Annotated in this window: 16 protein-coding genes and 6 tRNA genes; 2 read left to right on the forward strand and 20 right to left on the reverse strand. The window is 65.1% G+C overall.

Translation table 11 applies throughout. The annotated features are described in order from the left end of the window. Positions 1-178: 178 nt before the first annotated feature. The 9 genes from L6D75_RS19125 to leuC all read right to left on the reverse strand — a co-directional run bounded on the left by L6D75_RS19125 (position 179) and on the right by leuC (position 11,011). Positions 179-799: a phosphoribosylanthranilate isomerase gene (locus L6D75_RS19125; RefSeq protein ID WP_176512265.1), complete on the reverse strand. Its 621-nt coding sequence runs from the start codon at positions 797-799 to the stop codon at positions 179-181. Positions 800-859: 60 nt separating this feature from the next. After that, positions 860-1,714, reverse strand: coding sequence for a tRNA pseudouridine(38-40) synthase TruA (truA, locus tag L6D75_RS19130; protein WP_176512264.1), 855 nt, complete (start codon positions 1,712-1,714; stop codon positions 860-862). A 100-nt stretch (positions 1,715-1,814) separates the two neighbouring features. After that, a complete protein-coding gene (locus L6D75_RS19135) occupies positions 1,815-4,544 on the reverse strand; it encodes a FimV/HubP family polar landmark protein (RefSeq protein WP_176512263.1) in 2,730 nt (909 codons plus the stop codon). A 72-nt stretch (positions 4,545-4,616) separates the two neighbouring features. Beyond that, the gene (locus L6D75_RS19140; RefSeq protein WP_176512262.1) at positions 4,617-5,621 is read right to left on the reverse strand and encodes an aspartate-semialdehyde dehydrogenase; all 1,005 of its coding nucleotides are present in this window, start codon (positions 5,619-5,621) and stop codon (positions 4,617-4,619) included. Positions 5,622-5,791: 170 nt separating this feature from the next. After that, entirely contained in the window at positions 5,792-6,904 is a 1,113-nt protein-coding gene (asd, locus tag L6D75_RS19145) for an aspartate-semialdehyde dehydrogenase (RefSeq protein ID WP_176512261.1), read from the reverse strand. Positions 6,905-6,967: 63 nt separating this feature from the next. Continuing rightward, positions 6,968-8,050: a 3-isopropylmalate dehydrogenase gene (gene leuB / locus L6D75_RS19150; protein ID WP_176512260.1), complete on the reverse strand. Its 1,083-nt coding sequence runs from the start codon at positions 8,048-8,050 to the stop codon at positions 6,968-6,970. A 55-nt stretch (positions 8,051-8,105) separates the two neighbouring features. Next, positions 8,106-8,870: a class I SAM-dependent methyltransferase gene (locus L6D75_RS19155; RefSeq protein ID WP_176512259.1), complete on the reverse strand. Its 765-nt coding sequence runs from the start codon at positions 8,868-8,870 to the stop codon at positions 8,106-8,108. A 66-nt stretch (positions 8,871-8,936) separates the two neighbouring features. After that, complete coding sequence (gene leuD, locus L6D75_RS19160; protein ID WP_054885742.1) at positions 8,937-9,581, reverse strand: 3-isopropylmalate dehydratase small subunit; 645 nt, start codon at positions 9,579-9,581, stop codon at positions 8,937-8,939. Further along, complete coding sequence (gene leuC, locus L6D75_RS19165) at positions 9,578-11,011, reverse strand: 3-isopropylmalate dehydratase large subunit (RefSeq protein WP_176512258.1); 1,434 nt, start codon at positions 11,009-11,011, stop codon at positions 9,578-9,580. Before leuC ends, leuD begins: the two co-directional genes overlap by 4 nt. A gap of 130 nt (positions 11,012-11,141) precedes the next feature. On the opposite strand from leuC, the gene L6D75_RS19170 reads away from it, so the two are divergent. After that, on the forward strand, positions 11,142-12,020 hold the full coding sequence (locus L6D75_RS19170; RefSeq protein WP_176512257.1) for a LysR family transcriptional regulator: 879 nt from the start codon (positions 11,142-11,144) through the stop codon (positions 12,018-12,020). Positions 12,021-12,078: 58 nt separating this feature from the next. Then, a complete protein-coding gene (locus L6D75_RS19175) occupies positions 12,079-15,375 on the forward strand; it encodes a bifunctional diguanylate cyclase/phosphodiesterase (RefSeq protein WP_176512256.1) in 3,297 nt (1,098 codons plus the stop codon). Positions 15,376-15,424: 49 nt separating this feature from the next. Here the strand turns inward: L6D75_RS19175 and L6D75_RS19180 are convergent, their stop codons facing one another. From L6D75_RS19180 to L6D75_RS19230, 11 genes are all read right to left on the reverse strand, one after another. Further along, the gene (locus L6D75_RS19180) at positions 15,425-15,868 is read right to left on the reverse strand and encodes an Hsp20 family protein (protein ID WP_176512255.1); all 444 of its coding nucleotides are present in this window, start codon (positions 15,866-15,868) and stop codon (positions 15,425-15,427) included. 216 nt (positions 15,869-16,084) lie between these two features. After that, a complete protein-coding gene (locus tag L6D75_RS19185; RefSeq protein ID WP_176512254.1) occupies positions 16,085-17,056 on the reverse strand; it encodes a tRNA dihydrouridine synthase in 972 nt (323 codons plus the stop codon). A 51-nt stretch (positions 17,057-17,107) separates the two neighbouring features. After that, entirely contained in the window at positions 17,108-17,542 is a 435-nt protein-coding gene (locus L6D75_RS19190; RefSeq protein ID WP_176512253.1) for an acyl-CoA thioesterase, read from the reverse strand. Between the two features lie 43 nt (positions 17,543-17,585). Continuing rightward, positions 17,586-18,419, reverse strand: coding sequence for an alpha/beta fold hydrolase (locus L6D75_RS19195; RefSeq protein WP_176512252.1), 834 nt, complete (start codon positions 18,417-18,419; stop codon positions 17,586-17,588). Between the two features lie 23 nt (positions 18,420-18,442). After that, positions 18,443-18,982: a TetR/AcrR family transcriptional regulator gene (locus L6D75_RS19200; RefSeq protein WP_176512251.1), complete on the reverse strand. Its 540-nt coding sequence runs from the start codon at positions 18,980-18,982 to the stop codon at positions 18,443-18,445. Between the two features lie 174 nt (positions 18,983-19,156). Beyond that, positions 19,157-19,232: transfer RNA gene (locus L6D75_RS19205), tRNA-Glu, on the reverse strand. Between the two features lie 43 nt (positions 19,233-19,275). Further along, positions 19,276-19,351: transfer RNA gene (locus L6D75_RS19210), tRNA-Ala, on the reverse strand. 64 nt (positions 19,352-19,415) lie between these two features. Next, positions 19,416-19,491: transfer RNA gene (locus tag L6D75_RS19215), tRNA-Glu, on the reverse strand. A gap of 42 nt (positions 19,492-19,533) precedes the next feature. After that, positions 19,534-19,609: transfer RNA gene (locus L6D75_RS19220), tRNA-Ala, on the reverse strand. 52 nt (positions 19,610-19,661) lie between these two features. After that, a tRNA-Glu gene (locus tag L6D75_RS19225) sits at positions 19,662-19,737 on the reverse strand. Between the two features lie 72 nt (positions 19,738-19,809). Further along, a tRNA-Ala gene (locus L6D75_RS19230) sits at positions 19,810-19,885 on the reverse strand. Between the last annotated feature and the right edge of the window lie 88 nt (positions 19,886-19,973).

The raw sequence follows: 19,973 nt of genomic DNA on the forward strand, positions 1-19,973 counted from the left end.
CAAGCCCTGCCCTTTGAGCTCAAATTCTTCTATGAAACGATGACGGCCCGGCCGCAGAGGCTGCCTGCGCAGCGCGCCGTCTTCAATGTGTGCGCTGGCTGCCCGGCACGCCGGCAGCCGCCCCGCAGGGCTGCGATAGCTATGGACGATGGCGCGCAGCCAGCCGTCACATCTGCTGTCACGCCTGTTTCACCGCGCGCATGAATGCCTCGATCCGGGCGGCATCCTTGATGCCCTTGGCCTGCTCCACGCCGCCACTGACATCCACCGCATAGGGCCTTACCTGGGCGATCGCCTGGCCGACGTTATCGGCCGACAAGCCACCGGCAAGGATGATCGGCTTGCTCAACCGCGCCGGCACCAGCGACCAGTCGAAGGCCTCGCCGGTGCCCCCCGGCACGCCGGCCACGTAGGTGTCGAGCAGGATGCCACGGGCACCGGCATAGTGCTGGCAGGCGGCTTCCAGATCGTCACCGGGGCGTACCCGCAGCGCCTTGATCCAGGGGCGATGGTAGCCCTCGCAGTCGGCCGGGGTTTCGTCGCCGTGGAACTGTAGCAGGTCCAGCGGCACCACTTCGAGAATCTCGTTCAGCTCGCAGCGCGAGGCATTGACGAACAGCCCGACGGTGGTCACGAACGGCGGCAGCTCGGCGATGATCGCCCGTGCCTGGCGCACGTCCACGGCACGCGGGCTCTTGGCATAGAAGACGAAGCCGATGGCATCGGCACCGGCTTCGGCGGCGGCCAGCGCATCCTCGATGCGGGTGATGCCGCAGATCTTGCTGCGTACGTTGCTCATGGACTGCAAACCCTGAGTGGACAGTGAAAGGCTCGATGGTAGCAAATGCCTTTTCGCCCGTCAGTCGGCCAACGCCTCGTAACCTGTCAGAAAGTGTGGGCCGATGTAACGCTGCGGCAGCTGGAATTCTTCCGGGTACTCCACCTGCACCAGGTACAGGCCATAGGGGTGGGCGGTCACCCCGCCCTCGCGGCGGTTGCGCCCCTCCAGCACTTCCCGGGCCCAGCTCGCCGGGCGTTCGCCCGCACCGATGGTCATCAGCACCCCGGCGATGTTGCGCACCATGTGGTGCAAGAACGCGGTGGCGCGCACGTCCAGCACGATCATCTGGCCATGGCGGGTGACGCGCAGGTGATGGATATGCTTGATCGGCGACTTGGCCTGGCACTGGCTGGCGCGGAAGGCACTGAAGTCATGGGTGCCGAGCAGATACTGGGCGGCCTCGGCCATGCGCTCGACATCCAGCGGGCGATGGTTCCAGGTCACCTCTTCGGCCAGGTGCGCCGGGCGGATCGGGTCGTTGTAGATGACGTAGCGGTAGCGCCGGGCGCAGGCCTTGAAACGGGCGTGGAAGTCGGCCGGCATTGGCCGCGACCAGACCACACTGATGTCGTGGGGCAGGTTGAAGTTGGTGCCCAGGGTCCAGGCGCGCTCGTCGCGCACGGCGCGGGTGTCGAAGTGCACGATCTGGCCGCAGCCATGCACGCCGGCATCGGTACGGCCGGCGCACACCACGCTGATCGGCTCGTCGGCCACTTTCGACAGCGCTTGCTCCAGGGCCTGCTGGACGCTGGGCACGCCGCTGGCCTGGCGCTGCCAGCCGCGGTAGCGCGAGCCCTTGTATTCCACGCCCAGGGCGATGCGGGTGAAGCCTGCGGCGGCGGATTCGGAGGGGGCGGTGTCGATGATGTCCAAGCGCGTGAAACCTGTGGGGCAATACGGAATGGCGGGATTATAACGACAACGGCAGCCTTGTTGGGCTGCCGTTGGTTTGGCGCGGAGGTGGAGGACGTTTTCAGACCAACCGGGAAAGCATCTCCTCGGCTTCCAGGCGCTGGGTGTCGTCGCCATCCTTGACCACTTCATCGAGGATGTCGCGCGCCCCCTGGTGGTCGCCCATGTCGATGTACGCCCGCGCCAGGTCGAGCTTGGTCGCCACTTCGTCACTGCCGGAGAAGAAGTCGAAGTCCAGGTCGTCCAGCGGCTCCGGCTCCTGGGCGGCGTCGACGGCGGTGAAGTGCGGCTCCAGCGACGGCGACTCGAGGCTCTGCGAGAGCTTGTCCAGCTCGGCGTTGACGTCATCGAGCTCGGAGGCAAAGCTCTTGGCCGCCGGCGACTCGTCGTCCAGCGACAACGACAGGTCGAAGTCTTCCGGCAGCTCCAGTTCGGAAATCGGGTCGAATTCCGGGATTGCGTCGAAAGCGGCCAGCTCGGCGGCGACGTCCACAGGCTCTTCGGGCGCTTCGACCGGGCTGACGGGCTCACCGACGTCCAGGTCGAAATCGGCCAGGTCATCGATGCTTTGCGGCTCGGCCTGGGCCTGGGCGAGCAGGGCTTCGAAATCTTCGTCAGCGTCGGTCTGCGGCGTGGCGTCGATTTCAGGCTCAGGCTCCGGCACAGGTGCCTCATCCAGCACCGGCACCTCGAGCGGGTCGGCTTCCGTCAGCTCATCGTCCAGGCTCAGGTCGAAAGCGCTGTCCAGGTCGTGGTCATCCAGCACCGAGGTCTCGACGAAGGCTTCAGCGGCCGCATCGAGGTCCGGCTCAGGCTCAGGCTCGGGTTCGAGCTCAGGCGCTTCAAGTTCAGGCTCTGGCGCGTGCTGGTCGAGCTCAGGCGCAGGGGTATCGAGCGGGGCCGGTTCAGCCTCGGTGACCGCTGGCAGCTCGGTTTCAGCCGGCGCCTCAGGTTCGTCCTGCAGCAGTTCCTGGACGTACTGGTGGTCCATTTCCGCCGCCAGCGCGGCAGCCCCCAGGCCAGCGGCAGCGAGGCCGAGCATGGCCGGGAAACGTTCCTTGAGCGTGCTGACTTGCGCAACGTTCTCTTCGCTGGCGGGCAGTTTGCGTTCCTGCTCGACGAAGGCGCTTTGATCGCCCTGACGGGCATAGACTTCCATCAGCTTCAGGCGCAGGTCATCTCGCTCGGGCTGCGCGGCGATTGCCGTTTCCAGCAGGTCGGCGGCGTGATTGAGACGCCCGCGCGCCAGGCTCTGCTCCACTTCGGCCAGCAGTTCGGCGTTGGCATCCTGCTCCGGAGCTACAGCAGCCGGGGCAACAGGTTGTTCGGCAGCGACCGCCGCTGCCGCCGAAGCGGCAACCACGGCCGGCGACAAGGTGACGCTCGGCGCGGCAACGTCCAGCTCGTCGAAGCTGCTCGGCGGCAAGTCGAGGTCAGGGCTGCGCTCGCCCTCCTCGGCCAGTGCGCGCGCCATGCGCAGGTGCTTTTCAGCTTCCTGCTGGGCTTTGCGCTTGCGGGCCAGCAACAGCAACAGCAGCAACAGCACCAGGAAGGCGGAGCCTGCGATCAGGCCGAGCACCACCGGGTTGCCCAGCATCTCGTCCAGTGCGCTGGGTTTCTGCGCCACAGGTGCAGGTTCGCTGGCCGGGGCCGCTGCAGGTGCGGTATCGGCGGCGGCAGGTGGCGGGGCAATGACCGGCTCGGCCGGTTGCGCCGGGGTATTGTCTGCCGGTTGTGCCGGGGCCGCTTCGCCCGGCAAGGTGGCTGCGGCCGGCGCCTCACCGGCCGTGCCTTGCGCTTCCAGGCGGGCAAGCTGGTCGTTCTTCAGCTGGATCAACTTCTGCAGCTTGTCCAGCTGGCTCTGCAGGTCGGTCATCCGGCTCTTGAGTTCTTCATTGTCGCGACGGCTGGTGTCCAGGCTTTCCTGGGCCACGGCCAATTTGTCGTTGATCGCCTTGGCGCCGCCAGCGCCTGCCTGGTTGCCCGGGCTGACCAGGCGCAGGTTGTCGCCCTGGGCGATACGCTCGGGCGCCGCATCGGCGGCGCCGCGGCGGGTAGCATCGAGCTGGCGGGCACGCGGGCCCAGGCGCCGGCCTTCACGCCAGGCCGCGTACTGTTCGGCCACTTCGCGGTTGGCCTCGCCCTGGGGGATGCTCTGGATCTGCTGCTGGTCGGGCAGGCGCAACACTTGGCCGACCTTCAGCTGGTTGATGTTGTTGCCGATGAAGGCATCCGGGTTGAGCGCCTGGATGGCGATCATGGTCTGCTGCACCGAGCCGCCACCCTGAGTATTGCGCGCGGCAATCTGCCACAAGGTATCGCGGCGCTTGGTGGTGTAGCTGCCGGTGACGGCCGGGGTGACATTGCCTGCCGCCGGCTGCTGGCCCTGGGCCTTGGCCTGGTCGAGCAACACGCTGTAGTCGCGCAGCAGGCGGCCCTGGGGCCACATCACCTGGACCAGGAACTTGACCACTGTGCCTGGCAGCGGCTGGCTGGAGGTGACGCGCAGCACGCTCTTGCCGTTGGGGTTGATCACCGGGGTGAAGGTCAGGTCTTCGAGGTAGGTCGGATACGCCACCCCGGCCTTGCTGAACTCTTCCGGCGGCGCCAGGCTCGGCGCCACTTCGGCAGCGGTCAGGTCGCGCACATCGAGCAATTCGATCTCGGCGTCCAGCGGCTGGTTCTGCGCCGACTTGAGCGTCAGCTCACCCAACCCCAGGGCATTCGCCATGCCAGACGACAGCGCCGACGCTGCCGCCACGGCCAGAACCAGTTTGCGAATTCGAAGCATGACCTCTTCCCTTGTATGAATCGTCCCGGAAACCTGCAGGCAGAGCGGGACAAAAGTGCTCGCCAGTATCTTTTACGCTATCTGTTTAATCAACAATTGTGCCACCTGCACGGCATTCAGCGCGGCGCCCTTGCGCAGGTTGTCGGTGGTCAGCCAGAGGTTGAGCTGTTGCTGCTCGTCAATTCCATGGCGCACACGACCAACATAGACCACGTCTTGCCCCACTGCGTCACCGACCGGTGTCGGATAGTCATCACGCTCGACCAGCTCGACGCTGTCGGCGGCCTCGAGGGCGTCGTTGACGGCGGCCAGGTCCACCGGCGCCCGGCTTTGTACCGCCACACTGAAGCTATCGCCGAAAAACACCGGGACTTGAACGCAGGTCACGGAAATCTTCAGTTCCGGCATCTCCAGCAGCACCCGCAGCTCGCTCACCAGGCGCTGCTCCAGGGGCGTATGGCCGTGGGCGTCGGCGGCGCCGACCTGGGCCAGCAGGTTGAAGGCCACCTGACGGTCGAAGAAACGCGGCTCCAGCGGGCGGGCATTGAGCAGCTCGGCGGTCTGCCGGGCCAGTTCGTTGACCGCTTCACGCCCCTGGGCAGACACCGCCAGGGCAGCCATGACCTGCACGCGCTCGATGGCCAGCTGGCCCTTGAGCGGCGCCAGGGCGACGGCCAGGGCAACGGCGGCGGAGCTGGGGCTGGCCAGGCGTGCCGGCAGCTGGAGGTTGGCAATGCGCGCGGCATTGGCCTCGGGCACCACGGCGAGGGCATCGTCCAGCCCGCCGGAGAGGTCGATGATAGTGCAGCCGGCCTGTTCGGCCTTGCTGGCGAAGCTGCGGCTGACGGCCGGGCTGGCGGCGAAGAAGGCCAGCTTGACCTGGCTGAAGTCGAAGCTGTCCACCTCGCGGACCTTGATCTTCTTGCCGGCGAACATGACGCTGCTGCCCGCCGATTCCATGCTCGCCAGAAGATGCAGGGTGGCGACCGGGAACTGCAGTTCTTCGAGGATCTGGACGAGGGTTTCACCGACGCTACCGGTAGCGCCGACAACGGCGATGTCCAAGGGTTGGGTCATGGTGGGGATCCTTTTGCTGAAACGGCGGGGGGCGGCACTTTACTTGGATTGTAGAGTTTTGTCTGTGCTGGCCCAGCTGTGTTGTTCTCAGTGCGCGAACAACGGCAAGCGCAAGCGCATAAAAAAACCCGCGCTGTCTCCAGCACGGGTTCTTGGCTAGCGCAACGCGATCAACGCTCCAGCAGAATCCGCAGCATGCGACGCAGCGGTTCGGCAGCGCCCCACAGCAACTGGTCGCCAACGGTGAACGCGCCCAGGTACTGGGAGCCCATGTTCAGCTTGCGCAGGCGGCCAACCGGCACGTTCAAGGTACCGGTCACCTTGGTCGGCGCCAGTTCCTGCATGCTGATCTCGCGCTGGTTCGGCACCAGTTTCACCCAAGGGTTGTGCTGGCTGATCATGCCTTCGATGTCGGCCAGTGGCACGTCCTTGTTCAGCTTGATGGTCAGCGCCTGGCTGTGGCAACGCATGGCGCCGATGCGCACGCAGATGCCATCGACCGGGATCGGGTTCTTGAAGCGGCCGAGGATCTTGTTGGTTTCGGCCTGGGCCTTCCACTCTTCACGGCTCTGCCCGTTCGGCAGCTCCTTGTCGATCCACGGGATCAGGCTGCCGGCCAGCGGCACGCCGAAGTTCTCGGTCGGGAACGCATCGCCACGCATGGCTTCGGCGACCTTGCGGTCGATGTCGAGGATGGCGCTGGCCGGGTTGGCCAGGTCATCGGCGACTGCCGCGTGGATGCCGCCCATCTGCTTGATCAGCTCGCGCATGTTCTGCGCGCCGGCGCCGGACGCCGCCTGGTAGGTCATGGCGCTCATCCACTCGACCAGGCCCGCTTCGAACAGGCCGCCCAGGCCCATCAGCATCAGGCTGACGGTGCAGTTGCCGCCGATGTAGTTCTTGGTACCGGCATCGAGCTGCTGGTCGATCACCTTGCGGTTGACCGGGTCGAGCACGATCACCGCGTCGTCCTGCATGCGCAGCGACGAGGCGGCGTCGATCCAGTAACCCTGCCAGCCGGCTTCACGCAGCTTGGGGAAGACCTCGTTGGTGTAGTCGCCGCCCTGGCAGGTCAGGATCACGTCGAGGGTCTTGAGCTCTTCAATCGAATAAGCGTCCTTGAGCGGCGCAATATCCTTGCCCACGTTCGGGCCCTGGCCACCGACATTGGAGGTGGTGAAGAACACCGGCTCGATAAGGTCGAAGTCCTGCTCCTCCAGCATCCGCTGCATGAGCACGGAACCGACCATACCGCGCCAACCGATCAGACCTACACGTTTCATCGCAACTACACCTTTGCTAAAAGTGGGCCGCCACCGACCAAAAACGGTGGCGGGCCAGAGAGATTACAGATTCCGCAGCGCTGCGACTACTGCGTCGCCCATTTCCTGCGTGCCAACTTTGTTACAGCCCGCCGACCAGATGTCACCGGTGCGCAGGCCCTGGTCCAGCACCAGGCTTACCGCCTGCTCGATGGCTTCGGCGGCGGCGTGCTGGTTGAAGCTGTAACGCAGCATCATCGACACCGACAGGATGGTCGCCAGCGGGTTGGCGATACCCTGCCCGGCGATGTCCGGCGCCGAGCCGTGGCACGGCTCGTACATGCCCTTGTTGTTGGCATCCAGCGAGGCCGAAGGCAGCATGCCGATGGAACCGGTGAGCATGGAAGCTTCATCCGACAGGATGTCACCGAACATGTTGTCGGTCACCACCACGTCGAACTGCTTGGGTGCGCGCACCAGCTGCATGGCGGCGTTGTCGACGTACATGTGGCTCAGTTCGACGTCCGGGTAGTCCTTGGCCACGCTTTCGACCACTTCACGCCACAGCTGGCTGGAGGCGAGCACGTTGGCCTTGTCTACCGAGCACAGCTTCTTGCCGCGTACGCGGGCCATGTCGAAGCCGACGCGGGCGATGCGGCGCACTTCGCTTTCGCTGTAAGGCAGGGTGTCGTAGGCCTGGCGCTCGCCACCTTGCAGCTCGCGCTGGCCGCGCGGCGCACCGAAGTAGATGCCGCCGGTCAGTTCACGGACGATGAGGATATCCAGGCCCGAGACGATTTCCGGCTTCAGCGAGGAAGCATCGGCCAGTTGCGGGTAGAGGATGGCCGGGCGCAGGTTGGCGAACAGGCCCAGTTGCGAACGGATCTTCAGCAGGCCGCGCTCGGGGCGGATGTCACGCTCGATCTTGTCCCATTTCGGGCCACCGACCGCGCCCAGCAGCACGGCATCGGCCTGGCGCGCACGCTCCAGGGTCTCGTCGGCCAGGGGCACGCCGTGCTTGTCGATGGCGGCGCCACCGATCACATCGTGCGCGAGGCTGAAGCCGAGCTGGAACTTGTCGTTGGCCAGCTCCAGCACCTTGACCGCTTCGGCCATGATTTCCGGGCCAACGCCATCACCTGGGAGAATCAGAATCTGCTTGCTCATGCTTTCCTCTATTCATTCAAGCGGCGCGGCCGGCTCGGCCCCACCGTAAAAAAACTCAGCGCTCGGCCCACAGCACGATGACATCGGTGCTGAACGAACCATCGGCTTCGATCTGGTAATACTCCCGCACTTCCTCGCCCATGGCCTGCTGCAACTGGCGAATCGCCACGCGCAATGGCTCGGGCGTGCGCATGCGCTCCACCCAGGACGCCCACTCCAGGCGCAGGCGCTGGCGCGAATGGCTGCGCACGTGCAGGCCGGCTTCACTCACCAGGCGCTGCCACTGGGCAGCAGAATAATCGCGTACATGGCTGGTGTCGCGCAGCACTTCCACCGACTGCAGGTAGGTGTCGAGCAGCGGGCTGCCCGGCGACATCACGTCGATGAACGCGGCCACACCACCCGGCTTGAGCACCCGGCGCACTTCGCGCAGGGCCAGGCCCACATCGCTCCAGTGGTGCGCCGAATAGCGGCTGAACACGAAGTCGAACGAGGCGTCGCCGAACGGCAGGCGCTCGGCGGCGCCGTGGGCGGTCTTGACGTTGCCCAGGCCACGCTCGGCAGCGGCGCTGGCGACCACCTCGAGCATCGCTTGCGACAAATCGTAGGCAACCACTTCGGCGACCAGCGGTGCCACGTGGAAGCTGACGTGACCGGCACCGCAGCCCAGGTCCAGCACGCGGGCGCTGCCCTGCCCTGCCAACTGCGCCTGGAGCAGGGCGAATTCGCTGCCCTGGGCATGCACGGCGCTGCTGAGGTAGGCATTGGCCTGTTCGCCGAACTGGCGTTGGACCACATCGGTATGGGTGGTGCTGGTCATGGGCTGTTCCTTCTGGTTTTGGGGTGCTGGTACGGCCGCTATCGCCGGCAAGCCCAACCACATCATTCAGGCGTCGCGAAACAGCCAAGGCTGCCCGGCGCGGTGCTTGCCTTCGAAGGCCTTGATCGCGTCGCTGTCCTGCAGGGTCAGGCCGATGTCGTCCAAGCCGTTGAGCAGGCAATGCTTGCGGAAGGCGTCGATCTCGAAATGCAGCACCTTGCCGTCCGGGCGGGTCACCGCCTGGGCCTGCAGGTCGATGGTCAACTGGTAGCCCGGGTTGGCTTCGACCTGCTTGAACAGCTCATCGACTTCCTCGTCGCTGAGGATGATCGGCAACAGGCCGTTCTTGAAGCTGTTGTTGAAGAAGATGTCGGCGAAGCTTGGCGCGATCACGCTACGGAAGCCGTATTCGTCCAGCGCCCACGGCGCGTGCTCGCGGCTCGAACCGCAGCCGAAGTTCTCCCGCGCCAGCAACACGCTGGCACCCTGGTAGCGTGCATGGTTGAGCACGAACTCCTGGTTCAACGGGCGCTTGCTGTTGTCCTGGTAGGGCTGGCCCACATCCAGGTAACGCCACTCGTCGAACAGGTTGGGGCCGAAGCCGGTGCGCTTGATCGACTTGAGAAACTGCTTGGGGATGATCTGGTCGGTGTCGACGTTGGCACGGTCCAACGGGGCGACGAGGCCAGTGTGCTGGGTAAAGGCTTTCATGCTGCGCTCCCTTGGATCAACTCGCGGACATCGATGAAGTGGCCGGTCACCGCGGCGGCGGCGGCCATCGCCGGGCTGACCAGGTGAGTACGGCCACCGGCGCCCTGACGGCCTTCGAAGTTGCGGTTGGAGGTGGACGCGCAGTGCTCGCCGCTCTCCAGGCGGTCCGGGTTCATGGCCAGGCACATCGAGCAGCCTGGCTCACGCCATTCGAAGCCGGCTTCGAGGAAGATCTTGTCCAAACCTTCGCGCTCTGCCTGCGCCTTGATCAGGCCCGAACCCGGTACAACCAGCGCCTGCTTGACGTTGGCCGCGACCTTGCGGCCCTTGGCGATCTCGGCAGCAGCGCGCAGGTCTTCGATGCGCGAGTTGGTGCACGAGCCGATGAACACGCGGTCGAGCTTGATATCGGTGATCGCCTGGTTGGCGGCCAAGCCCATGTACTTGAGGGCGCGCTCGATCGAGCCACGCTTGATCAAGTCTGGCTCGGCAGCCGGGTCCGGCACGCGCTGGTCGACCGCCAGCACCATCTCGGGCGAAGTGCCCCAGCTGACCTGCGGCTTGATCTGCGCGGCATCCAGCTCGACCACGGTATCGAACACGGCATCGGCGTCCGACACCAGGCCTTTCCAGGCTTGGGCGGCCAGCGTCCACTGCTCGCCCTTGGGCGAATACGGGCGGCCTTCGACATAGGCGATGGTGGTGTCGTCGACTGCCACCAGGCCCACACGGGCACCGGCCTCGATCGACATGTTGCAGATGGTCATGCGGCCTTCCATCGACAAGTCGCGGATGGCGCTGCCGGCGAATTCCATGGCGTGGCCATTGCCACCGGCGGTACCGATCTTGCCGATCACGGCAAGCACGATGTCCTTGGCGGTGACACCGGCTGGCAACTGGCCTTCGACCCGCACCAGCATGTTCTTCATCTTCTTGGCGACCAGGCACTGGGTGGCGAGCACGTGCTCGACCTCGGAGGTGCCGATGCCGTGGGCCAAGGCGCCGAACGCGCCGTGGGTGGAGGTGTGCGAGTCGCCGCAGACCACGGTCATGCCCGGCAAGGTAGCGCCCTGCTCGGGGCTGATGACGTGGACGATGCCCTGGCGCACGTCGTTCATCTTGAATTCGACGATGCCGTATTCGTCACAGTTTTCATCGAGGGTCTGCACCTGCAGGCGCGACACCTGGTCGGCGATGGCCTCGATGCCGCCCTTGCGCTCTGGCGTGGTCGGCACGTTGTGATCGGGCGTGGCGATGTTGGCGTCGATGCGCCATGGCTGGCGTTTGGCCAGGCGCAGGCCTTCGAAGGCCTGCGGCGACGTCACTTCATGGATGATATGGCGGTCGATGTAGATCAAGGACGAGCCGTCATCACGGCGCTTGACCTCATGAGCTTCCCAGAGTTTGTCGTAGAGCGTTTTGCCAGCCATCAGACTGTTCCTCATCAGCGTCTTTCTATGCCAAAGACCCCTTGGCTTGTACGGACGATGCTATGGCGATAGATTGAATAACTCAAATTCATAATTTTTATGCTTTGGATAACCAATAGGAATTCGACCCATGGACCTGGCCAACCTCAGCGCCTTCATCGCCATCGCCGAAACCGGCAGCTTCTCGGGCGCCGCCGAGCGCCTGTTCCTGACCCAGCCCGCCATCAGCAAGCGCATTGCCGGGCTGGAGCAGCAACTGGGGGTGCGCCTGTTCGATCGCCTGGGCCGTGAAGTGACCCTGACCGAAGCGGGCCGCGCCCTGTTGCCGCGCGCCTACCAGATCCTCAACGTGCTCGATGACACCCGCCGGGCCCTGACCAATCTGACCGGGGAAGTGGCAGGCCGCCTGACCCTGGCCACCAGCCATCACATCGGCCTGCACCGGTTGCCCCCGCTATTGCGCGCCTTTACCCGGCAGTACCCGTCGGTGGCGCTGGATATTCAGTTCCTCGACTCGGAGGCGGCCTACGACGAAATCCTCCATGGCCGCGCTGAAATTGCCGTCATCACCCTCGCGCCCGAGCCCCATCACCTGGTCAAGGCCGTGCCGGTGTGGGACGACGCCCTGGATTTCGTCGCCGCCCCCGAACACCCGCTGGCCAGCAACCAGCAGGTCAGCCTGGCCGACGTGGCACGCCACCCGGCGGTGTTTCCCGGCGGCAACACCTTTACCCACCACATCGTCCAGCGCCTGTTCGAAAGCCAGGGCCTGACGCCCAATATCGCCATGAGCACCAACTACCTGGAAACCATCAAGATGATGGTGTCCATCGGCCTGGCCTGGAGCGTGCTGCCGCGCACCATGCTCGACGATCAGGTTGCACCCATCGCTTTGCCCGGCATACAGCTGTCGCGCCAGCTAGGCTACATTCTGCACACGGAGCGAACGCTATCGAATGCGGCCAGGGCCTTCATGGCCCTGCTCGACAGCCATGCAGGGTCCGCCTGACCGGTCGTCAGCACGGCACCAACTCAAGGACGCGTCAAACGCCAAAGGTCTGGTACCAATGCCCAAATCAGCAAACCGCTTTCCGCGCCTGCCGCGTATCCCGGCGGCCGACCCCCAGGAGTCCGAGCAAGCCTGGCAGAACGCCCCGCAGCTGCTGGCGGCGCTCAACGGCGCGCGCCTGGGGGCCTGGCTGTGGGATATCGAGACCGGCCGGATCAGCTGGTCGCGGGGTACCCAGGCGCTGTTCGGCTTCGACCCGCAGCGCCCGCTGCCCAACGACATAGACTACCTTGACCTGCTGCCCGAAGAAGACCGCGCCCGCACCCGCCAGCTGTTCCAGGCGGTGGTCAATGGCGAACCGGTGGAAAAGGCCATGCGCCACCGCATCCGCTGGCCGGACGGCAGCCTGCACTGGCTGGAAATCAACGGCAGCCTGACCCACGACCGCCACGGCAGGCGCCAGATGATCGGGGTGATCCGCGAAATCACCCGCCAGCGCGAGCGGGAAACCGCGCTGATCAACTCGGAAAAGCGCTTTGCCACGCTGTTTCACTTAAGCCCCAATGCCATTTTGCTGACCCGCCGCCACGACGGCATGATCTTCGAGGTCAACCAGCACTTCGAAGACATGTTCGGCTGGCCCGGCAGCTACGTGATCGGCAAGACCAGCCTGGAGCTGGGGCTGTGGGAGCACCCCGAACAACGCCAGCAGATACTTCAGGCAACCCGCGCCAACGGCGGCCCGCTGACCATGGAAGTGCAGTTTCGCGCCAGCAACGGCAAGCTGCATGACGGCATCCTGTGCACCCAGGGCATCGAACTGGAGGGGGTGACCTTCCTGCTCAGCACCTTTGTCGACACCTCCGAACGCAAGCGCGCCGAGCAGGCGCTCAAGGACAGCCAGGAACGCCTGGACCTGGCCCTGGATTCGGCGCAACTGGGCACCTGGGACTGGCACATCCCCAGCGGCATGCTCTATGGCTCGGCGCGGGCCGCGCAATTGCACGGGCTGGACCCGATCCCCTTCCACGAATCGTTCGACTCGTTCTTCGAAGGCGTGCCGGAAGAAGAGCGCGATGCCATGCGCCAGGCCTATCGCAGCCTGCGCGAGGGGCCGGCCGGCAACTACCAGATCACCTATCGGGTGCAGCTCGAAAACGGCACCTCGCGTTATATCGAAAGCCGCGCCCGCCTCTACCGCGACGAGCACGGCACGCCGCTGCGCATGGCCGGCACCCTGCTCGACATCACCGAACAGGTGGAGCGCGAACTGCGCCTGAGCGCCTCGGAAGAGAAGTTCGCCAGCCTGTTCCAGGTCAGCCCCGACCCGATCTGCGTCACCCGCCAGGACACCGGGCAGTTCATCGAGATCAACCCGGCCTTCACCCAGACGTTCGGCTGGGGCGCCGACCAGGTGATTGGCCGCACGGCCGAAGAAATCGGCCTGTGGGCCGAATCGATCGAACGCGCCCGGCGCATCGAGCAAGTCATCCGCGAGCAGGCCCTGAGCAATGTCGCCGTGGTGGTCAACCACCGCAATGGCTCGCCGCTGACCTGCGTGATCGCCAGCCGGCTGATTACCGTCGACAACCAGCCGTGCAGCGTCACCACCTTGCGCGACATCACCCAGCAGCAACGAGCGGAAGCGGCGCTGAAATCCAGCGAGGAGAAATTCGCCAAGGCATTCCACTCCAGCCCCGACGCCATCACCATCACCGAGCGCCACAGCGGCCGCTACGTGGAGGTGAACGATGGTTTCTGCCGCCTCACCGGCTACAGCAGCGCCGAAGTGGTGGGCCGCAGCGTCTTCGAGCTGGGCATCTGGGCCGACGACAAGCAGCGCAGCGCCCTACTCGCCGAGCTCAAGGAGCGCGGCCGGGTGCACCACCGGGAAATGCTCGGGCGCAACAAGCGCGGCGACATCCTCACCGTGGAAGTGTCGGTGGAGCCGATCAGCCTCAACGAAGTCGACTGCCTGCTGCTGACCGCCCGCGATGTCAGCCAGCTGAAGAACGCCCAGGCGCAGATTCGCCACCTGGCCTACCACGACCCGCTGACCAACCTGCCCAACCGCGCCCTGCTGATGGACCGCCTGAGCCAGCAGATCGCCCTGCTGCGCCGCCACAACCTGCGCGGCGCCTTGCTGTTCCTCGACCTGGATCACTTCAAGCACATCAACGACTCGCTCGGCCACCCGGTGGGCGACACGGTGCTGAAGATCATCACCGCACGCCTGGAAGCCAGCGTGCGCCTGGAAGACACCGTGGCGCGCCTGGGCGGCGACGAGTTCGTGGTATTGCTCAGCGGCCTGGAAGGCAGCCGCGAGTCGGTCGAGCAGAAGGTCCGCGAGCTGGCCGACACCCTGCGCGAGCTGCTGGCCGAACCGATGTCGCTGGATGGCCAGCGCCTGCAGGTGACGCCAAGCATCGGCGTGGCGCTGATCCCCGACCACGGCGCCACCCCGGCCGACCTGCTCAAGCGCGCCGACATCGCCCTGTACCGGGCCAAGGACTCGGGGCGCAACACCACACAGCTGTTCCACACCACCATGCAAAAGGCCGCCAGCGAACGCCTGCGCATGGAAAGCGACCTGCGCCTGGCCTTGGCCCGCGGCGAGCTGGCCCTGCACTTCCAGCCCCAGGTGGATGCCCGCGACAACCGCATCGTCGGCGCCGAGGTGCTGCTGCGCTGGCACCACCCGCAACTGGGCCAGCAACCGCCCTCGCAGTTCATCCAGGTGCTCGAAGAAAGCGGCCTGATCCTCGAAGTAGGCAGCTGGATACTCGACGAAGCGTGCGATGCCTGCGCGCGCATGCTCGAAGACGGGCTGATCGATGCCGATGACTTCAGCCTGTGCGTGAACATCAGCCCGCGGCAGTTTCGCCAGAACGACTTCGTCGAGCGGGTGTTGCGCAGCCTGGACGATTACCGCCTGCCGCGGCACATGCTGAAGCTGGAGATTACCGAAGGCATCGTGATCCAGAACCTGGAGGACACCATCAGCAAGATGCGCGAGCTCAAGCGCTACGGGGTGAGCTTTGCCATGGACGATTTCGGCACCGGCTATTCATCGCTGACCTACCTCAAGCGCCTGCCGGTGGACGCCTTGAAGATCGACCAGACCTTCGTGCGCGATGCCCCGCAAGACCCCAACGACGCCGAGATCGTCCGCGCCATCGTGGCCATGGCGCGCAGCCTGGACCTGGCCGTGATCGCCGAAGGGGTGGAGCTGACCGAGCAACTTGAGTTCCTCGAGCAGCTGGGCTGCCACCTGTACCAGGGCTACCTGCACAGCCGGCCGCTGCCGCTGCCGGAATTCAGGCAGATGCTGCTGGAGGCGCCAGCGGATTACTGAACGAAAAAAGGGCACCTTCGCAGGTGCCCTTTTTCGTATCACGCCAAACTCAGTTCAGCGCTGGCTTGTCGCCATTGATCGGAATGCGCTTGGCCTTGGCTTCTTCCGGCACGATACGCAGCAGGTCGATGCTGAGCAGGCCGTTGGCCAGGCCTGCGGACTTGACCTCGATATGGTCGGCCAGGCGGAACGACAGCTTGAAGGCGCGCTGGGCAATGCCCTGGTGCAGGTAGGTCACTTCCGTCGCGCTGTTTTCGCGCTTGCCGCCGATCACGGTCAGCACGCCTTTTTCGACCTGCAGGTCGAGGTCCTGCTCCTGGAAGCCGGCTGCGGCAACCACGATGCGATAGTGGTCATCGCCATGTTTTTCCACGTTGTAGGGAGGGTAGCTGCTACCCGCCTCGTTACGTGCCGCGGACTCGAACAGGTCGTTGAAACGGTCGAAGCCAACGGAATGGCGGAACAGTGGAGCGAGAGAGAAAGCACTGGTCATGGTCATAAACTCCTGAAATTCAGCAAGTAAGTCATTACGCGACCCGACTTCGGCATCGCGTACTGAATAAATAGGGGTCAGGAGAAGGCTTTCAAGAGGGCACGCGAAAATTTTTTTACTTGCAGGGAGTTGGTGGCTCCATCGCTGGCAAGCCAGCTCCCACAGGTATTTGCGCAGGTCACCTGTGGGAGCCGGCTTGCCGGCGATGGGGCAGGCTCAGGCCACACATTCCTCGAATGCGTGCACCTCAACCCCAAGCAACCGGCTGATCCGCGCGCAGTCATCTTCCCTGCGCAGCTCAGCGAACAACACCACCGCCTCGGGATAACTGCGCGTCAGCATCGCCAGCCACTGCTTCATCCGCCCCGGCGCATAACGCGGCGACAGCTTGGCCTGGGCCTGGCGCCAGAACTCGCGCAGCAACGGCAGCAACGCCTCCCAGCTCAGCGGCTGGTAGTCGCGGCCATCACGCGCGGCCGCAATCTGCAACGCCAGGTCCGGGCGCGACACCAGCCCACGGCCGAGCATGATGTCCTCGGCGCCGCTGACCTCACGGCAGCGCCGCCAGTCGTCGACGGTCCAGATCTCGCCATTGGCGAACACCGGCACCTTGACCACGTCCTGCACCCGAGCCACCCATTCCCAATGCGCCGGCGGCTTGTAGCCCTCGACCTTGGTCCGCGCGTGCACCACCAGGTGCGCCGAGCCTCCTTCGGCCAAGGCCGTGGCGCAGTCCAGCGCGCCATCCGGGCTGTCGAAGCCCAGGCGCATCTTCGAGGTGACCGGAATATGCGCCGGCACCGCCCGACGTACCTCACGCACGATGGCGTGCAGCAACTCCGGCTCCTTGAGCAGCACCGCCCCGCCCCGCGACTTGTTCACGGTCTTGGCCGGGCAGCCGAAGTTCAGGTCGATCACCGGCGCCCCCAGCTCGCAGGCCAGCGCCGCGTTTTCGGCCAGGCACACAGGGTCCGAGCCCAGCAATTGCACGCGCATCGGCACGCCGGCGGCCGTGCGCGCGCCCTGGCGCAGCTCTGGGGCGAGCTTGTCGAACGAGGAGGCTGGCAGCAGGCGGTCACAGACGCGGATGAACTCGGTGACGCACCAATCGATGCCGCCCACTCGGGTCAGGACGTCGCGCAGGATGTTGTCGACCAGCCCCTCCATGGGGGCCAGGGCAATTTGCATTTCGGGGACTCGGCGAGAAAAGCCGGCAGTCTAGCAAAAATTGCTGCCGGTTCAGGCACCGATCAGCGCCGGGCCGTATCCGTCGATGAATTCGGCCGGCATGCGCCTGGGCTTGCCGCTGGACAGCTCGATGCAGGCGAACGTGGTCTGCGCACGCAGCAGGGTCACGCCGTCGCGTGGGCGCTTGAGCTGGAAGCGCCGGGTCATGCGCAGGCGCTGGTCCCAATCGATGATCCAGGTGGCCAGCTGCAGCTCGTCATCTTCGTAGGCGGCGGCGAGGTAGTCGATCTCATGCCGCACCACCGCCATCGCCCGGTCCAGGCGCCGGTATTCCGCCAGGTCCAGGCCCAGGCGCTGGGAGTGGCGCCAGGCGCAGCGCTCGAGCCAGGTAACGTAGACCGCGTTGTTGGCGTGGCCGAGGCCGTCGATGTCCTCGCTGCCGACCCGCAGGTCGATGATGAATGGCGTTGCCAGGTCCCAGCTCATGCCCGCTCCCCAAGTCAGTGAAGGGGCAGAGTGTAATGGAAGTTCAGGCGCTTTGCCGGGCCGGGGCACTGCTGCTGGCCAGCAGTTCGAGCACGGCCTGGCTCAGGCGCGGGTCGGCCAGCACGCGCTGGTGGCCTCCCCCTTCCAGCAGCAGCAGGCGGCTGTCGAACCAGGCCTTGTGAATCAACTGGGCCTCGCTGGCGGCCACCAGCTGATCATCCGCCGCATGCACGACCAGGCCCGGAATCTCCAGCTGGTAGCCACTGACATCGAGGCGGGCGACCTGAATGCCGACATCCCGCTCGACCTGGCGGATGAACGCTGCCCTGGCCCGCGCCGGCATCCCTAAGTGCTTGGCGAAGCCGCGCAACACACCCAGCAGCTGCGCCGGTGCGGCGATGCTGACGGCGGCCTCGGCGCGCAGCCCCATTTGCAGCGCCAGCATGACACTGGCGCCGCCCATGGAGTGGCCGATCACGGCTCGCAGCGGCGGCAATTCGGCGGCCGCCTCCAGTAGCGCGCGGGCAAACAGCACCACGTTCGCCTGCTGCCCGGGGGAACGCCCATGGGCCGGGCCTTCCAGGGAAACCACCGTGTGCCCGGCCTGCACCAGGGTGTCGATCAGGGCGGCAAACTGGGTGGGGCGCCCTTCCCAGCCATGCATCAACAACACCGTCGGCCCCTGGCCCCAGCGCAAGGCGGACAGCCCGAAACGCAAGGTGATGCGCTCGGCGCTCGCCAGCAATGGCAGCTCCCACTGCCGCGGCGGCAGATTGCGCGGTGTCATGAACGCCCGGCGCATCTTGCCGGCGACATGCTCGGGGGCCAGGTGGCCGAGGGTGCCATTGACGCCACGAATCCAGCTCAAGGTAGTCATCGCCTTGCTCCAAGGTCACAGGTTCAGATAACCGCCGATTTGGCGGCGCGCAGAATGCGGTCGGACAGCTCGCCGGCGCCCAGGGCCCGGGCCAGCGCCAGGCCGCCGATCATCAGGGCCAGGTCGGCCAGGGCCTTGTCGGCATCCTCGGGGCGATCGACCATCGCTGCAGTCATCAGCTCGATGTGTTCGGCCAGCACTTCGCGAAACGCCTCGGGCAGGCGCTGCATCTCGCTCAGCGCACTGGGCAGCGGGCAGGCATGCACCTCGGCGTCGCGGTGCTTGCGCGACAGGTAGAAGGCGCCCGCCAGGGCTCGCCGCCCGGCGCCATCGAGGCAGGGGTCAACCTGCGCGAGCAAGGCCCGGCGCTCGCCGAGCAACTGGCGGAAGGCTTCGAGCATCAGCTCGTCCTTGCTCTCGAAGTGCGCGTAGAAGCCGCCGACGGTAAGGCCGGCGGCGCCCATCACCTGGCTGACACTGGGTTCGGCCGGGCCATGCTGGATCAACGCACTGCGTGCAGCTTCAAGGATGCGTTCGCGGGTTCTGCTCTTCTTGTCGCTCATGGCGGCATTTACCGATCAAAATATGATGATCGAAATATTATATGAGTAATATTTTTATGCAAGCGAAAATGCCTGCCGCCAATCGGCGCAAAAATTTTGAGGGGAGCAGAAAAAACAAAAGGCCCATTCAATAAGCGAATGAGCCTTTAAAGTCCCGCAAAACGCGGGTAAAAGTGGCGTCCCCTAGGGGACTCGAACCCCTGTTACCGCCGTGAAAGGGCGGTGTCCTAGGCCACTAGACGAAGGGGACGTAAACCTTCGCGAAAGTCCGCTTATGCGAACCCTGGCAGAATTGGTGGAGCTAAGCGGGATCGAACCGCTGACCTCCTGCATGCCATGCAGGCGCTCTCCCAGCTGAGCTATAGCCCCGAAAACAAAAGGCTCATCCAAAACCGAATGAGCCTCTTCAAGCCCCGCAAAACGCGGGTAAAAGTGGCGTCCCCTAGGGGACTCGAACCCCTGTTACCGCCGTGAAAGGGCGGTGTCCTAGGCCACTAGACGAAGGGGACATAACCTTCGCGAAGATTCACTTGAGCGAACCCTGGCTAAATTGGTGGAGCTAAGCGGGATCGAACCGCTGACCTCCTGCATGCCATGCAGGCGCTCTCCCAGCTGAGCTATAGCCCCGGATTTCTAGCCTCTCGGCCCAGCGATGCCATCGACATCACTTGTGCAAAACTGGCGTCCCCTAGGGGACTCGAACCCCTGTTACCGCCGTGAAAGGGCGGTGTCCTAGGCCACTAGACGAAGGGGACGAACCTTCTTACCTTCAAGACCCGGCTGCTGGACCCGGTCTTGCTTGCCAGCCTCGGCTGCCAAGCGGAATTTGGTGGAGCTAAGCGGGATCGAACCGCTGACCTCCTGCATGCCATGCAGGCGCTCTCCCAGCTGAGCTATAGCCCCACAATGTCGCTTTGAACCGAACCACCGGCTGGGTGCCTGGCGTTTCGTTTTCGTTCATCGCTGTGGACGGGGCGCATATTAAGATCGG

The sequence above is a fragment of the Pseudomonas faucium genome, from assembly GCF_021602585.1.
Classification (GTDB): Bacteria; Pseudomonadota; Gammaproteobacteria; order Pseudomonadales; family Pseudomonadaceae; genus Aquipseudomonas; species Aquipseudomonas faucium.

Excerpts from the sequence above, each read along its gene's own strand:
- L6D75_RS19125 (WP_176512265.1), bottom strand. The coding sequence starts at position 799 with ATGAGCAACGTACGCAGCAAGATCTGCGGCATCACCCGCATCGAGGAT.
- leuD (WP_054885742.1), bottom strand. The coding sequence starts at position 9,581 with ATGAAAGCCTTTACCCAGCACACTGGCCTCGTCGCCCCGTTGGACCGT.
- L6D75_RS19140 (WP_176512262.1), bottom strand. The coding sequence starts at position 5,621 with ATGACCCAACCCTTGGACATCGCCGTTGTCGGCGCTACCGGTAGCGTC.
- L6D75_RS19190 (WP_176512253.1), bottom strand. The coding sequence starts at position 17,542 with ATGAGCTGGGACCTGGCAACGCCATTCATCATCGACCTGCGGGTCGGC.
- L6D75_RS19180 (WP_176512255.1), bottom strand. The coding sequence starts at position 15,868 with ATGACCAGTGCTTTCTCTCTCGCTCCACTGTTCCGCCATTCCGTTGGC.
- L6D75_RS19135 (WP_176512263.1), bottom strand. The coding sequence starts at position 4,544 with ATGCTTCGAATTCGCAAACTGGTTCTGGCCGTGGCGGCAGCGTCGGCG.
- L6D75_RS19195 (WP_176512252.1), bottom strand. The coding sequence starts at position 18,419 with ATGACTACCTTGAGCTGGATTCGTGGCGTCAATGGCACCCTCGGCCAC.
- L6D75_RS19175 (WP_176512256.1), top strand. The coding sequence starts at position 12,079 with ATGCCCAAATCAGCAAACCGCTTTCCGCGCCTGCCGCGTATCCCGGCG.
- leuC (WP_176512258.1), bottom strand. The coding sequence starts at position 11,011 with ATGGCTGGCAAAACGCTCTACGACAAACTCTGGGAAGCTCATGAGGTC.
- L6D75_RS19185 (WP_176512254.1), bottom strand. The coding sequence starts at position 17,056 with ATGCAAATTGCCCTGGCCCCCATGGAGGGGCTGGTCGACAACATCCTG.
- leuB (WP_176512260.1), bottom strand. The coding sequence starts at position 8,050 with ATGAGCAAGCAGATTCTGATTCTCCCAGGTGATGGCGTTGGCCCGGAA.
- asd (WP_176512261.1), bottom strand. The coding sequence starts at position 6,904 with ATGAAACGTGTAGGTCTGATCGGTTGGCGCGGTATGGTCGGTTCCGTG.
- L6D75_RS19155 (WP_176512259.1), bottom strand. The coding sequence starts at position 8,870 with ATGACCAGCACCACCCATACCGATGTGGTCCAACGCCAGTTCGGCGAA.
- L6D75_RS19170 (WP_176512257.1), top strand. The coding sequence starts at position 11,142 with ATGGACCTGGCCAACCTCAGCGCCTTCATCGCCATCGCCGAAACCGGC.
- L6D75_RS19200 (WP_176512251.1), bottom strand. The coding sequence starts at position 18,982 with ATGAGCGACAAGAAGAGCAGAACCCGCGAACGCATCCTTGAAGCTGCA.